This is a genomic window from Bacillus sp. N447-1 (genome assembly GCF_022701035.1).
Classification (GTDB): domain Bacteria; phylum Bacillota; class Bacilli; order Bacillales; family Bacillaceae_G; genus Bacillus_A; species Bacillus_A cereus.
This window is the reverse complement of the sequence record NZ_CP065509.1, coordinates 534,693-550,313: the sequence shown is the minus strand read 5'-3', so window position 1 is coordinate 550,313 and position 15,621 is coordinate 534,693. Positions and strand designations below refer to the sequence as shown.

The following is a 15,621-nucleotide window of genomic DNA, read 5'->3' as shown; positions in this document are numbered from 1 at the left end:
TTAGAAATGAGGTATATATGAAGCTGTTTATTCTAAAATATTGGAGGAACATATGTGGCTACATATTCATTATAATAGGGGTTATTTTTATTAATAAGTCCTTTTTATTTTGTATGGTAGAAGGAATTTCGATGCAACCTACTTTGAATGAAAAAGATTATATACTTGTTAATAAGGTAAACGTCTGTTTATCGTCTTTTCATCATGGAGATGTTGTCATTATAAAAAAAGAAGACGCGCCTACTTACTATGTGAAACGAATTATTGGATTATCGGGGGATAACATACAACTAAAAGAGGATGAGGTATTTATTAACGGTAAAAAGCGTGATGAGTCGTATATACATTTAGATATGTCACAAGTATCCAATCGTTTTTCAAATTTTAGAGAAATAAAAGTTCCTACGCATAAATTATTTGTGTTAGGTGATAATCGTAATCATAGTAAAGATAGTAGGAATACACTTGGACTTATTGATGAGTCAAATATAATAGGTAAAGAAATGGTATTTTATCCATTTGATCATATAAAATGGATAAAATAATTCTATTAACGATTCACGTTTTATAAAATCAATCATATATTGATAGCATAGGACAAGCAGAAAAGCTTGTTCTAACCTCACAGAACACTCCTTATCACGGTTAGGCATCTACATAGGTAGATGCTTTTTTTATGTTGATGACTGAAAATTATTTATCAATATAATGTAGCAAGCATATTAGGACTATTAGGGGGAGATTACTTGTACAAATAACAGTATGCTTAATTAAAACAGTGAAATGTAAGGAGTGAGGAATAAGTGCTAAATATTTTAGTAGTTAATTTTCCAGCAGAGGGGCATGTAAACCCTACATTAAATTTAGTAAAAGCCTTTACTGAACGAGGGGATAATGTACATTATATTACAACGGCAAACTTTAAGGATAGAATTGAAGATTTAGGAGCTACTGTACATACTCATCCGGATCTATTAAAAGAGATTTCTATTGATGCTGAAACCTCATCTGGGTTAAATGCTTTCTTTCATGTGCATGTTCAAACTTCTTTATATATATTAGAAATTACGAAACAATTATATGAAAGTATAAATTTTGATTTCGTAATTTATGATATATTTGGCGCAGGAGAGTTAGTAAAGGAATATTTACAAGTTCCAGGTGTAGTGTCCTCACCTATATTTTTAATTCCGCCAGAATTTTTGAAGACATTACCTTTTCATCCAAATGCAGATATGCCATTTCAACCAGAGGAAATCTCTGAAAAATTACTAAATCAGATGGAACATAAATTTGGAGTAAAACCAAAGAATAATCTTCAATTTATGAATAATAAGGGTGATGTTTGTCTCGTATACACAAGTCGTTATTTCCAACCTAATAGCGAATCGTTCGGGGAAAATAACATTTTTATTGGACCGAGTATTTCAAAGCGTAAAACAAATATAAAGTTTCCACTGGAATCACTTAAAGAAAAGAAAGTTATTTATATTTCAATGGGAACACTGCTTGAAGGACTCGAACCATTCTTTAATACTTGTATTGATACTTTTTCAGATTTTGATGGGATAGTTGTAATGGCAATTGGTGATAGAAATGATATTTCTAAAATTAAGGAAGCACCAGATAATTTTATAATTGCTCCATACGTACCTCAATCAGAAGTATTAAATGAAGCAGATGTTTTTATTACACATGGCGGTATGAATAGTGTACACGATGCCATTCATTATAATGTCCCATTTGTAATAATACCGCATGATAAAGATCAGCCAATGATAGCGCAAAGATTAACTGAGCTTGAAGCGGCACATAGATTATTGAAAGAACATGTTAATGTACACACTTTAAAAGAGGCCGTAACAGATGTACTTTCAAATGAAAAGTATAAATATGGTATAAGAAAACTTAATGATAGCTTTTTAGAATGTGGTGGTTCAAAAGAAGCCATTGCAGTTATTGAATCTCTTTTAAATAAAGTAAAACTTTAATTGGTGGGGCTTTACTGCCTGCAAATAGCGGGATAAATAGTCGTAACTGTATACAAGCATAGAGGTTCTCACCTTTATGCTTGTGTATTCTTATCCAGCAAATTGTACAGCAGTATTTGCATGTAAAAAAGCAGTATCAAAAACGGGAACAGTAAGATCATTTTGGGAGATGAGTAAAGGTATTTCAGTGCAGCCTAATAATATACCTTCAGCGCCGTTTTGAATTAATGATTTTGTAATTTGTAATAACCTTTCTTTAGATGTTTCTGAAATGATCCCTCTACTTAATTCATCTAATATGACATGGTGGATAAAAGTTCTTTCCTCGTCATTTGGGATAATTGTCTCAATGTTATATTTCGCTAATCGTGATTTATAGAAATCTTGCTCCATCGTTTGTTTTGTTCCTAATAGTCCGATACGTTTTATATTCTGTTCTACCATTTCTTTAGCACTTACATCACCAATGTGAAGAAGCGGGATAGATATTGCTTGTTCTACCTCCTCGGCAAATAGATGTACAGTATTTGAACACATTAATAAACATTCAGCCCCAGATTTTTCAACTTTCTTTGCAACTGTAACTAGTTCATTTTTCACTTCTTCATATTGATGGTTTTGTAATAAAGTAGTTACTTCACCAAAGTCCATACTATATAAAATTAGCTTCGCATTTTGATCGTATTGAGAGAGTGTAAGTGTATTAATATGTTTATAGTATAATGATGTAGATTCCCAACTTAATCCTCCAATCAAACCAATAACTTTCATAATGCATTCCTCCCCGAAACGATTTTGAATTCATTATTTCATAATTCCGATAAGAATACAATGATTTAAATGCGCTATTTAATAAAAAATAAAAATAGTAAGAAAAGTGTTGAAATTTACATTCTTTAGTGCCATAATACGAATTACAAATTAATACTTATCCAGAGAGGTGGAGGGAACGGCCCTAAGAAACCTCAGCAACCCCTATGCAATTTTATAGGAAGGTGCTAATTCCGCAGAGGACACGATGTGTTTTTTGAAAGATAAGAGGATTCTTGAAAGTGAAAGAAAGTGACCTCTTATGTAAGAGGTCATTTTTTTGTTGTATAGAAAGGGAGTGTCGATGCATAATTCATTTTTAAATTAAATATAGAGTAATAAAAGTTGACTAATATGAGAGGGGAATTGTCATGAATAAATTATCAACAAAGTTAGTAGTAGCAATCGGTATTGGAGCAGCATTATACGGGATATTAGGACTTTGGGGATTTTCTATTGCACCGAATACATTTATTAAACCAGCATTAGCTATATTAACTGTTTTTGGAGCATTATTTGGTCCAGTGGCAGGACTGTTAATCGGACTTATCGGTCATACCGTAACAGATACGATTGCTGGATGGGGTATTTGGTGGGGATGGGTTATTAGTTCAGGAATTATTGGTTTTTCAATGGGGCTTATTCAAAAAAGAGTTGGTTTTAGTGTGAAAAACGGGTCGTTTAACAAGGGGGATATTTCTTATTTAGCAATTACTGGGCTAGTTGGTATTGTCATTGCTATTATATTTGCTGGGGCATTCGATATTATTGTGATGGGAGAACCATTTGACAAAATTGTTATACAAGTATTAGGAGCAACAATTTCCGATGTCATCGTTTTCTTAGTACTTGGATTGCCACTTACAATTGGTTTGGCGAAATCCAATAAGAAACATACACATTTAAAAATTGAAAAGTAGGGATGTTAACATGCAACCAATTATTTCGTTTGAACAATTCACCTTTCAATATGGGCATGCTGCGCAGCCTACTTTAAGTGATATTACCTTTCATATATACCCTGGGGAAAAAGTGCTAATTGCTGGACGAAGTGGTTCAGGAAAGTCGACATTAGCTCATTGTATAAATGGGCTAATCCCATTTTCTTACGAAGGGAATAGCACAGGTAACGTTTTAATTGCCGGTAAAGACCCAAAGGAAGGAAGTATTTTTGAACAAAGTAAACAGGTAGGAACAATTTTACAAGATCAAGATGCTCAATTTATTGGTCTGACAGTAGAAGAAGATGTAGCTTTTTATTTAGAAAATGAATGTGTAAAGCAAGATAACATGAAAAAGATTGTTTCGGACTCATTAAGAAAGGTGAAGATGCATACGTTTCATAAACAAAGTCCACATGAATTATCAGGAGGTCAAAAGCAAACAGTTTCTCTTGCTGGTTTATTAACAACAAATGCGGATATATTATTGTTCGATGAACCATTAGCGAACTTAGATCCACTAAGCGCCATACATACGATAGAACTTATGAAAGATATACATGAGCAGTATAATAAAACGATTGTTATTATCGAACATAGGATAGAAGAAATTTTAAAACTGGATTTAGACAAAGTTATATTAATTGATGAAGGTAAAGTCATTGCGATGGGAACACCAAAAGAAATCTTAGCGTCAAATATATTACCACGTATTGGCTTAAGAGAGCCTATTTACATCGAAGCATTAAAGAGATTACATTTTGATTGTAATAATGACGTAATATATCCAATGGAAAACCTTCAAAAAGAAAAGGTAAGCAACGTTATAAAAGAGTGGATGGAGAAACAAGTCATATTAGAAAGGAATGCTAAAAACAAGGAATTACTTAAAGTGGAGAATTTATCATTTTCATACCCTAATAAACAAAAAGTATTAGAAAATGTAAACCTTTTAATATATGAAGGAGAAATTGTGGCACTGTTAGGACATAATGGAGCAGGGAAATCAACATTAGCTCATAGTCTTATAGGTATAAATAAAATGAAAAATGGGAAAATTGCGTTAAAAGGTGAAGATATTAGTTCTTGGTCTATTCGTAAACGTGGGGAAATCATATCTTACGTGATGCAAAATCCAAATCATATGATTACACAGCCTACTGTTTTTGAAGAAGTTTCATTTACATTAACATTACATAATTTTTCTAAGGAAGAAATTAAGAATAAAGTAGAAGGGATTTTAAAAATTTGTGGCTTATATCCATTTCGTAATTGGCCAATTCAAGCACTAAGCTATGGGCAAAAAAAGAGACTAACAATCGCATCTGTATTAACAACAAATCCTAAGCTTATCATATTAGATGAACCGACAGCGGGACAAGATTATTATCATTATAAACAATTTATGTCGTTTATTAAAAACCTAGCTAAAAAGGGAATTTCATTTGTTGTTATCACTCACGATATGAATCTCGCGCTAGAATATACAGACCGTGCAGTAGTTCTACATGAAGGGAAAATTATTGCGGATAACACAGTGTTTGATATATTAGGCAATCAAGAAACGTTACAAAGAGCCAACTTAAGAGAGAGTTCTTTAACCAAGCTTATTAAATTTAGTGGGATTGCATGTCCAGAAAAATTTATGGAGCTTTATTTAGACAGTACTAGGAGGGAGGAAGGTGCATAGTACATATTTTCATCGTATGGATGGGGTAGTGAAATTGTTTTTATTTATTTTTTGTATGACGCTTACTTTTTTGTTTTTTGATTTTCGGGTGTTGCTAATATTATTTATTATTGGGTGTATCGGACTCAGCATTGCTAAAATTCCATTTCGTAAAATTTTAATTGTTTTTAGTGTCATATTTACATTTAGTTTATTAAACTCTGTCATGATTTTATTTATTACACCAACTCATGGATCTGAATTAACTGAATCATATACCGCGTTTTTACATGTTGGATATGCAACGATTACATATGAAACATTATTTTATGCAGCTACACTTTCATTAAAGTATTTTACGTTATTACCATTTACACTTCTTTTTATTTACACGACAGATCCAAGCGAATTTGTAAGTAGCTTAAGTAAACTTGGTATTCATTATAAGATTACATATGCAATAAATATTGCACTACGTTATATTCCTGACATCCAGTCTGAGTATAAAATTATTAAACACGCGCAAGAAGCGAGAGGAGTGGCTTTTGAAAAAGGAGAAGCAAGTTTATGGGTTCGTATGAAGAACCGTGTTTTAATTTTCTGGCCACTAATCATTCATTCTCTAGAAAGAATAGATACGGTTTCAAATGCAATGGATTTAAGAGGATTTGGAAAGAAGGATAAACGTACATGGTTTTATACAAGTAAGGCGAAACGTGAAGATTTCATCGCTTTATTTGCCGGTATTTTCATATTTATTGTTGCGGTATATTTAAAATTAAACGTATTTCAAAACTTTTGGTATCCATTTTAAAGCACTCTTTAAACGAGTGCTTTTACTTATTTTTATGTAGACATGCTCAAAAAAGGGATATATACATAATGTATAATACGAACCAGTTAAAATGATCAACTACCTATTAGTTTTCAAACCAAAAGGAGGAGAAAATATGAGTTACGGTGGTTCTTGTGGTTTTGGTGGAGGTTTCGCTTTGCTAGTTGTGTTATTCATTCTATTAATAATTGTAGGATGCAGCTGCTGGGGCGGAGGATACTAATTTTTAATTAGTCTTCACAAATGTAAACTAAAAAAACATTGAAGATACTTATGTATCGAAACAAATAAAAAAGGAGCAACTATGCTCCTTTTTTATTTGTTTAAATGCGTATTCTCACTATATTTCGGGAACGTAATCGTTAAAGTCGTTCCTTTACTAACGATACTTCGGATTTTTAAACTTCCATGCATCGTCTCAATAATCTTAACAGCAACCATTGTACCTAAACCAGTTCCTTTTGTTTTTGTACTAAAATACGGTTCACCGAATCGATGTATTTGCTCCTGTGACATTCCAACTCCGCTATCTTCAATTCGTATTTCAACTTTACTATTATTGATAGATGAGGAAATATTTAAGGTACCACCATTAGGCATTGCTTCAATACTGTTTTTTATTAAGTTTAAAAAACATTGTTGAAAGTGCTGTTTATTACCAACAATGGTTGCCTCAGAAAAATCCTGTGTAATATGTATCGTATTCATATTACACAATGGCAATATCATATTAATAACTCGATTTAACTCTTGTTTTACTGAAATTTGATCTAATTTTTCTGGAGCAGGTTTGGCAAACGTTAAGTAATCATCGATAATTTCTTGGGCACGATTTAACTCTTCAAGTATATGTTTAATATATTCGTCTCTTGATTCAGGAGTTAAATTTTGTGTTTTTAAAAGCTGTGTAAATCCTTTTACAACCGTTAAGGGATTCCTTACTTCGTGCGATATACTTGCAGCGAGTTGGCTAACAATCTCCATTTTTTCCATTTTAATTAATTTAGAGCGCATTAATACAGCATCCTTTATAACTTCATTTATATAAACAATAAATAACATTAAAGTAGTCGGTAATACCATGAAATAAATAATATACAAATTATTCACTTCAAAATCTGATAAAGTTAATACAATTAAAGTTGTAAATATTGCTAGGAAAAGGTTAAAAACATGGAAAAGCTACTTTAAGTTTTCTATTATATGTATTAAATTTTGAAGATGCGAGTGCTGTAACGATGAACATTATTCCGTAAACAACGACTGTTAGCATATTAAATCCATAAAATATAAATCTTGTAATTAATAAAATTGTAAACAATATGATACCGACAGGGAATCCACCATAAAGCGTAGCTATTATGACCGGAATTTGTCTTAAATCATGAATACAACTTTCATCCATATAGATAGGGTATCGCATACATAAAATAAGCGGAATACTAGAACAAAGGGTAATCAGTAGTATTTTATATTTCTTTAAATAGTGCCGGCTATCATATATGAAATAAAAAACAAATATACTACATAAAATGTATAGAAGATTATTTAACACGTTTTGATTAATATAAACAAAGTCCATAATATTTGCCTCGTTATTCTGAATTTCCTTTTCATATGTATTATACATGATAATAGTATAAACTCTATATTTCTTTTAATAATTTAGGGTTATATCCTTTCCGCATTAGCCGCTTTTAACCACGCTTCATAGAATTCTATAACTGATGCATACCGTTCTGCTCGATTGGCATTTACAGCACGATACGCTACCTCATATAATTCCTTACTTGCTTCCCATTTTATAAAAGAACGATCTTTTTCACCGCCTAAAAGTGAGAAAGCCATTGCTCCCATATTAAATACATTTGTTCTTTCATCAATTGTTGCGTTTAGTTCAAATTCCTCTGGTGACATAAAACGGGAGGAACCCCATAGCCGGCCCATTCTATTTATGTAAGGTTTCTTACTGTATAAATCTATATCACAAATTTTTGTCTCGTTTGTATTAAAATTATATAAAATACTACCGTCATAAAAATCTATTGCTACATAGTTTTTCTTTTCTACATAACTATGGAAAGAAAAAATGGAATGTAAGGAATGAATTCGTTCTATAGCAGATAAATGCCTAAATTTATAAAATGGTGAGTTTGGATTTTTATATTTTTCAGGAGGTGGGAAACTCCAATGCGAATGAAGACATTCACCATCAAACCAATCGAAAATTAATACATATCCAGATTGGACTGGAAAATGATTAATTAGTCTTATGAGCGATTTATGCTTTAAATCTTCATAGATAGTAACTGAATTTTTTAGCCTTTTAATAGCATCACCCGTTGTTCCTTCATATGTAATTGTTTGTGCTCCTGCGTATTTGATAAATTTCTTATGCCCATCTTTTTCTACACCAAAACTTATATTCCCTGAATCTTGCTGGTCAAAAACTGCAAATACGGTCCCTAATTTAATAAGCCAATCAAAATTATGATATTCTTTTAATTGGAATGTTACGTTATTTAACTGAATTTCGACTGAATTATCTTTCATAGATTACCTCACATTTAATATAATTAAGTTGTACATTCCACTATTCGACATATTTTATGGAAATCCTATGCTAATAATATAAAATTTTATAAATATAATGATAAATACTTATAAAGAGGTGAATACAATGGATCAACAAATCGTTATTAAAGCATATCAAAAAGACTGGGGTGAAGAGTATATAAAAGAAAAAGAGAAATTTTGTTCCTTGTTAGGACAAGAAATAATTGCTGTTGAACATATAGGAAGCACAGCAGTAGAAGGATTAGGAGCTAAACCTCTTATTGATATGATGATTGGCGTAACAGAATTGCAAATAACTGAAAAGTGGATTGAAGTTCTATCGGAAATTGAATATGAGTATGTTCCAAAAGATGCAACGAATTGGCGTTTTTTTAGAAAAGGAAAGTGGAGAGCAGGTACTCATCATTTGCATGTTTATATTTATAATAGTGACGAGTGGAGAAACAATATTTTATTTCGTGACTTTCTAATAAGCAATGAATGGGCACGTAAAGAATATAGAGAATTAAAAGAGATGCTTGCTATTACATATGCTTTTGATCGTGTTTCATATACAAAGGCAAAAGCGCCGTTTATTCGAAAAATATTAGAATTGGCTAGAATTCAATAAATTTATAGATTCTTATCTAACTAGTTTTGAAACCTCTTCCTATACTTTTTATAGGAGAGGATTTTTCATAACAAAATATATAATTTCTAATTATTGGAGGCAAACTATTTTATTTATTTTGATATTTCTAGTACATTGGAAATATTAAGGGGAATTAAGCAATGAAAGCTATTGTACATCAATATGAAAAAGGATTAGAGGGGTTAGAATATAAATTTTCACCTGAGATAAGTCCTAATGCAGGTGAAGTAAAAATAAAGTTAAAAGCTGCAGGGTTAAATCATAGGGATTTATTTATTATAAACAATAGAAAAGAAATGGATCTACCATTAGTAATAGGTTCAGATGGCTCAGGAATTGTTACAGAAATAGGAGAAGGAGTTTCAAATATTACACTACATACAGAAGTTATTATTAATCCTAGTATTGGATGGGAACATGCTACTGAAGTACCGGAGTTACCGGAAGTACTAGGTGGGCCGAAAGATGGAACGTTTGCTGAATATGTAATTGTACCAGCTGAAAATGTAGTAGAAAAGCCGTCATATCTTACTTGGGAAGAATCAGGTGTTTTATCTTTATCTGCATTAACTGCATATAGAGCACTTTTTACAAAGGGTAGATTGAAGTGCGGTGAACACGTTTTAATTCCGGGAATAGGAGGTGGTGTAGCTACATTTGCCATGTTATTCGCGAAAGCAATCGGCGCAAAAGTGAGTGTTACTTCAAGGGTAGAGAATAAAAGGGAACTTGCTGAAAAATATGGTGCAGATATTTCTTTTAATAGTACCGGAAATTGGGAAGAGAGCTTACAAGGTGAAAAAGTAGATTTAATAATAGATAGTATAGGCCCGGCAACTTTCTTGAAATATTTTGATGTATTAAAACCAAATGGAAGAATCGTGAATTTTGGTGCAAGCTCAGGAGATAAAATTGAATTACCATTACGCGCATTATTTTATAATCAAATTGATATTATGGGAACATCCATGGGTAGCCGTGAGGAATTTAATGAGATGATAAAGTTTATTGAAAAATATCAAATTAAACCAATTATTGATAAGGTTTACTCGTTAGAAGAAGCAATTCGAGCACTAAGCCGTATGGAACATGGGGAACAATTCGGAAATATTGTACTTCAAATGAATTAAAAAATATGATTTTGCAATTAGTATATTTAAATGAACATGTTATGTATTTCAAATATGAAAAATACGAACCGCCTTATTATAAAGGCTTACCGGCTTTATACATAAATAGCGTATAAAATTTGTTTTATAATTGTCACATGAGTAATAGTAAAATGAGAATTAGATGAAAAAGTTTAAGCCTATTTTCATAATGGTATTGTATACTGTGTAAATCAAGAACACTTGTATGTAAGGAGAGAGTTTAATGAATTACACAGTATTTCAGTGGTTTAATAATTTTGCTGATTCATCCAAACTATTAGATACGTTAATGATTGCTATTACAAATAGCGCTGCATACGTAGCCGTTCTATTTATGTTTATCTTATGGTTTAATAATGGAAAGAAAGAAAAGGCAATTAGAAAACAATATACAGTTTTATATACGACGCTTTCGGTTATTATTGCATTATTAGTAAATGTTCTTATACACGCGGTATATTACCATCCGCGTCCGTTCGTATCACATGATGTACATCAATTAGTACCACATGCAGCAGATTCATCATTCGTTAGTGATCATTCTGTACTTGTATTTTCAATCGCCTTCGTATTTATTCTTAGGGGAGAAAAACTGAAATATATCGCGCTATTATGGGCAGTACTAGTCGGTATATCACGTATGTACGTAGGTGTTCATTATCCTTTAGATATACTTGGTGCAGCATTCTTAACACTTATTACGAGTGCTTTAGTAATGCAAAGTACACGTATGTTTGAACCAATAGCGAAACTTGTATTCAAAATGTATGCATTAGTAGCGAGACGAATTCCTTTCTTAGCGAAATATAACCATATCGCATAATTTTCCTATAAAAAGTTCCCCTTTGGACATCCAGAGGGGAATTTTTTTATAGGAAATACGAAAAGAGTTTAGAGTGCTCTGTAATCAAGTTGTACTAATTAATATTCTGAAATTTCACGCACCGTATTTAAAATATATAAAATAATGACACAAAATAACAACAGTTAGTTTTGCATTGTTTTAAAGGAATTAAAAAGAAAACTTCGAAACATATAGTATCGTAAACAAAAACTACAAATTTTAAAACGGATCTTCGTACGAATCCATTCCAAAAGAGAGGAGATAAGTATGCAAAAACTCCAAACGAATAAAGGCGCTCGATATATGATGATTGCTTTTATTGTTTTGTTTCTTATTATGATTTTGCGTATATTCTATATTCAGGCAGTAGGAGTCGTGCATAATGTGAATGTAAAGGATCTCGCGAATGAACAACATAATAAAAAAGGTGTTTTAGAAGCGAATCGTGGCACTATCTATGATCAAACCGGAAAGGTGTTAGTACAAGATTCTACAACGTATCGAGTTGTTGTGAATTTAAAAGGAAAAGATAAAGTGAAAAATAAAGATGAAACCGCACAACAATTAGCCGATGCGCTTGAAATTGATAAAGAAGAAGTATTAAAAAACTTTCATGAAGGGCGTACGCAAGTTGAAATTGGGAAAATTGGTCGGAACTTATCTAGGGAAAAGAAGGAAAAAATTAATGATTTAAAAATACCAGGTGTATCTTTTATGTCGGAAAAAGCAAGAGTGTATCCGAATGAAGACTTTGCATCCTATATACTTGGTTTTGCTAGACCAGATGATAAAGGGAATACGGAAGGAAAGTTTGGGCTTGAAAAAAGTTTGGATAAATATTTGCGCTCTACAAACGGGAATATAGAATATGTGGGTACACGAAGAGGGATTCCGCTTACAAATGATATAGGTAAAGTAGAACCTGCTAAAAATGGAAATAACGTATATTTAACGCTTGATAAACAAATTAATAGTTTTTTAGAAGAAGCGATGAACAAAGCGCAAGAGCATTATGATCCGTCTATGTTAATTGGAATTATTGCTGATCCAAAAACAGGAAAGGTTTTAGCGATGTCTAGTAAACCTAGTTACAATCCTAATGTAGGTGATATCGAATATTTTTTAAATGATCCGATTGCAAATGCATATGAACCAGGTTCAACAATGAAAGTTTTTACGTTAGCAGCTGCCATTAATGAAGGTGTATATAACGGCAAAGAATATTTTCAATCTGGAAAATATTCCGTTGGTTCATCTGATATAAAAGATCATAATGGTGGATTTGGATGGGGATCAATTACATTTGATGAAGGTTTTGAAAGGTCATCAAACGTAGCTTTTTCTATTTTAGAAGATCAGTTACTGAAACCAAATAAATTTAAGCAATATATGAATAAATTTGGATTCAATCAAAAAACAGGAATAGATTTACCTGGAGAAAGTAAAAATACTTTATTATTAAATACGCAAATTCAACAGGTTACAACTTCTTTTGGTCAAGGTTCTACAGTAACTCCAATTCAATTAATCCAAGCGGCTACTGCTATAGCAAATGACGGGAAAATGATGCAACCATATATCGTTGATAAAGTTGTAAATCCAACAAACAAGGAAGTTATTATGGAAAATCAACCGAAAGAAATTGGGAATCCGATAAAAAAAGAAACAGCGGACAAAGTTAGAAGCTTAATGGAGCGTGTTATAACATCTTCAAAAGGAACTGGTACAATGTATAAAGTGGATGGTTATCCAATTGGAGGTAAGACAGGAACAGCACAAATACCGAATCCTGAAAACGGCCGATATATGGAAGGGAAAGAGAATTACATTTTCTCCTTTTTAGGAATGGCTCCAATTGATGATCCGGAGTTAATCGTATACTTAGCTATTAAGCAGCCAAAGTTAAAAGGAGATGAGTATGGAGCTCAGCCTCTTGCTGAAATATTTAAACCTGTTATAAAAAACAGCCTTGAATATTTAAAGGTGAAACCGTATACAGAAAAACAAATAGCTGATGCAACGAAACAATCTCAATTAAAAGTACAAAATTATGTAAATCAATCGATGGGTACAGTAGAGAAAAGTGTAGAAAAAGAGAAGCTACAGCCAGTAATTTTAGGAGAAGGAAAAATAATAAAACAATATCCACAGTCTGGCGAGGTAATGAGTGAAGGTGATCGTATATTTTTATTAGGGAATAACGCACAAATGCCAAATGTAAAAGGTTGGTCCATGCGTGATATTATGTATTTCTCCAAGCTTTTGAAATTAGATTTGAAAACTTCGGGTACGGGTTATGTAACGAGCCAAAGTATTGAAAAAGGACAAGATTTACGAGAAGGAGATACACTAGAACTAGAATTAGAACCGCCGTTACAACCGTTAGCTGAGGCAAATACGAATTAATTCGGGCATTTGGAAGGAGCTATATGCAAATAGCTCTTTCTTTAGAGTTGCGAGTAATTTCACGCACCGTAATTTTTAGAAAAAATAATAAATGATAAGTTGTTAAATATCTGATTATTTTTTATTTACAGTTAAATACATATGTGATAATATGGAAAAAATAAATGCAGTGAAGAGAAGAGTAAATAAAATGAATTTTTCACAGAGAGCTCCATGTAGCTGAAAAGGAGTAAAAATTCTTTATTGAACCAAGCCTCTGAGCAGCACATCGGAACCTATTATTAGGGGATGGTGTGACGGGAGCTCCCGTTATAGAGCTATGGTATAAGCATGAATTAGAATGCAGTACCTAATAAGGTTAGTATGGTGACATATTAACAAACTAGGGTGGCACCGCGATGATAAATCTCGTCCCTAAGATTAAAAGTCTTGGGGGTGGGATTTTTTTATTGTTGTAAAACAATTTTGAAAGCGGGGGCCAAAAATGAAAAATTTACTTAAAGATTGGAAATATCCTTTATTACTATTGTCCGGAGTTGGTATTGCGAATTTAGGGGCATGGATTTACTTAATAGCACTGAATGTACTTGTCTATAATATGGGTGGCTCAGCCTTAGCTGTTGCTACTTTATATGTAATAAAACCATTAGCCACTTTATTTACAAACGCTTGGTCTGGGAGTATGATTGATCGTTTAAATAAACGGAAATTAATGATTCACCTCGATATATATCGTGCGTTATTTATCGCTATTTTACCTTTACTTCCGTCACTTTGGATTGTTTATGTATTCGTATTCTTTATAAGTATGGCCAGTGCAATTTATGAGCCAACTGCTATGACATATATGACGAAATTAATTCCAGTAGAGCAAAGACAACGTTTCAACTCATTACGCAGTTTAATAGGATCTGGTGCATTTTTAATTGGTCCAGCGATAGCGGGGGTTTTATTAATTGCAGGTACACCAGAGTTTGCTATATATATGAATGCTATAGCATTTCTCTTATCAGGATTCATTACATTACTTTTACCGAATCTTGATAAGAAAGAAGATTTGGATACAACTAGTAATACATTATCACTTACAGTATTAAAAAAAGATTGGAACACTGTTATAAATTTTAGTAGAAAACATGTGTATGTCGTATGTGTGTATTTCTTATTTCAAAGTATGTTCGTATTAGCAACTGCTACTGATTCACTTGAACTATCGTTTGCGAAAGATGTATTACTACTAACAGATAGTGAATATGGTTTTCTAGTTAGTATAGCTGGTGCAGGATTTATTTTAGGTGCCATAACAAATACAATTTTGTCAAAAAAATTAGCACCTTCATTTCTAATTGGAATAGGATCATTATTCATCGCAATTGGTTATTTAATTTATGCTTTTTCAAATGTATTTTTAATAGCTGCTATTGGATTCTTTATTTTATCTTTCTCTATGGCATATGCAAATACAGGATTTTATACATTTTACCAAAATAATGTTCCCGTTCATATAATGGGACGGATCGGGAGTATATATGGACTTGTTATTGCGTTAGTAACAATCTTTATTACAATACTATCTGGTGTTGCGACTCAGTTCATTTCTATACAACTTGTAGTTATTGTAGGGTCATTAATAATGTTATTTATTACTATCGTCTTGTGTGTGTTTACTTTATTCCCATCACAATCTAAGTTGTATTCTACTGAGTCAATAAAGTGAAAATTTAATCAGTGGGGGTCTTACTGCTCATAAATAGCGGGATAAATTT

General features: G+C 32.1%; 13 protein-coding genes, 1 pseudogene, 1 riboswitch and 1 other annotated feature. Of the genes and pseudogenes, 11 read left to right on the top strand and 3 right to left on the bottom strand.

The features are described 5' to 3' along the window. Positions 1–17 precede the first annotated feature (17 nt). Positions 18–545 (top strand): signal peptidase I, encoded by a 528-nt coding sequence (gene lepB, locus IQ781_RS02800; protein WP_242808218.1) that lies wholly within the window; start codon positions 18–20, stop codon positions 543–545. Between the two features lie 258 nt (positions 546–803). After that, on the top strand, positions 804–1,991 hold the full coding sequence (locus tag IQ781_RS02795) for a macrolide family glycosyltransferase (RefSeq protein WP_000932158.1): 1,188 nt from the start codon (positions 804–806) through the stop codon (positions 1,989–1,991). A 90-nt stretch (positions 1,992–2,081) separates the two neighbouring features. On the opposite strand, the gene IQ781_RS02790 is transcribed toward IQ781_RS02795, so the two are convergent. Further along, positions 2,082–2,762 (bottom strand): aspartate/glutamate racemase family protein, encoded by a 681-nt coding sequence (locus IQ781_RS02790; RefSeq protein ID WP_139846779.1) that lies wholly within the window; start codon positions 2,760–2,762, stop codon positions 2,082–2,084. Between the two features lie 154 nt (positions 2,763–2,916). Further along, positions 2,917–3,032, top strand: a riboswitch (SAM riboswitch). 140 nt (positions 3,033–3,172) lie between these two features. On the opposite strand from IQ781_RS02790, the gene IQ781_RS02785 reads away from it, so the two are divergent. The 4 genes from IQ781_RS02785 to IQ781_RS02770 all read left to right on the top strand — a co-directional run bounded on the left by IQ781_RS02785 (position 3,173) and on the right by IQ781_RS02770 (position 6,469). Further along, the gene (locus tag IQ781_RS02785; RefSeq protein ID WP_001038210.1) at positions 3,173–3,721 is read left to right on the top strand and encodes an ECF-type riboflavin transporter substrate-binding protein; all 549 of its coding nucleotides are present in this window, start codon (positions 3,173–3,175) and stop codon (positions 3,719–3,721) included. 10 nt (positions 3,722–3,731) lie between these two features. After that, positions 3,732–5,432, top strand: a complete 1,701-nt coding sequence (locus IQ781_RS02780) for an ABC transporter ATP-binding protein (protein ID WP_139846778.1) — start codon at positions 3,732–3,734, stop codon at positions 5,430–5,432. Further along, positions 5,425–6,225 (top strand): energy-coupling factor transporter transmembrane component T family protein, encoded by an 801-nt coding sequence (locus tag IQ781_RS02775; RefSeq protein WP_000556372.1) that lies wholly within the window; start codon positions 5,425–5,427, stop codon positions 6,223–6,225. The genes IQ781_RS02780 and IQ781_RS02775 overlap by 8 nt, the downstream gene beginning before the upstream one ends. Positions 6,226–6,361: 136 nt before the next feature. Continuing rightward, positions 6,362–6,469, top strand: coding sequence for a YjcZ family sporulation protein (locus IQ781_RS02770; protein WP_000120182.1), 108 nt, complete (start codon positions 6,362–6,364; stop codon positions 6,467–6,469). Positions 6,470–6,561: 92 nt separating this feature from the next. On the opposite strand, the pseudogene IQ781_RS02765 reads toward IQ781_RS02770, so the two are convergent. After that, positions 6,562–7,828: pseudogene (locus tag IQ781_RS02765) on the bottom strand (LytS/YhcK type 5TM receptor domain-containing protein). An 89-nt stretch (positions 7,829–7,917) separates the two neighbouring features. After that, positions 7,918–8,799: a protein kinase domain-containing protein gene (locus IQ781_RS02760; RefSeq protein WP_000654544.1), complete on the bottom strand. Its 882-nt coding sequence runs from the start codon at positions 8,797–8,799 to the stop codon at positions 7,918–7,920. A 127-nt stretch (positions 8,800–8,926) separates the two neighbouring features. On the opposite strand from IQ781_RS02760, the gene IQ781_RS02755 reads away from it, so the two are divergent. From IQ781_RS02755 to IQ781_RS02735, 5 genes are all read left to right on the top strand, one after another. Further along, positions 8,927–9,433: a GrpB family protein gene (locus tag IQ781_RS02755; protein ID WP_139846777.1), complete on the top strand. Its 507-nt coding sequence runs from the start codon at positions 8,927–8,929 to the stop codon at positions 9,431–9,433. 161 nt (positions 9,434–9,594) lie between these two features. After that, on the top strand, positions 9,595–10,584 hold the full coding sequence (locus tag IQ781_RS02750) for a zinc-binding dehydrogenase (protein ID WP_000644512.1): 990 nt from the start codon (positions 9,595–9,597) through the stop codon (positions 10,582–10,584). A 244-nt stretch (positions 10,585–10,828) separates the two neighbouring features. Further along, entirely contained in the window at positions 10,829–11,428 is a 600-nt protein-coding gene (locus tag IQ781_RS02745) for an undecaprenyl-diphosphatase (RefSeq protein WP_001110124.1), read from the top strand. A gap of 288 nt (positions 11,429–11,716) precedes the next feature. Beyond that, on the top strand, positions 11,717–13,855 hold the full coding sequence (locus IQ781_RS02740; RefSeq protein WP_001170948.1) for a penicillin-binding protein: 2,139 nt from the start codon (positions 11,717–11,719) through the stop codon (positions 13,853–13,855). A gap of 160 nt (positions 13,856–14,015) precedes the next feature. Beyond that, positions 14,016–14,274 (top strand) — a binding site (T-box leader). 65 nt (positions 14,275–14,339) lie between these two features. Continuing rightward, positions 14,340–15,572, top strand: a complete 1,233-nt coding sequence (locus IQ781_RS02735; protein ID WP_000793342.1) for an MFS transporter — start codon at positions 14,340–14,342, stop codon at positions 15,570–15,572. Positions 15,573–15,621: the final 49 nt, after the last annotated feature.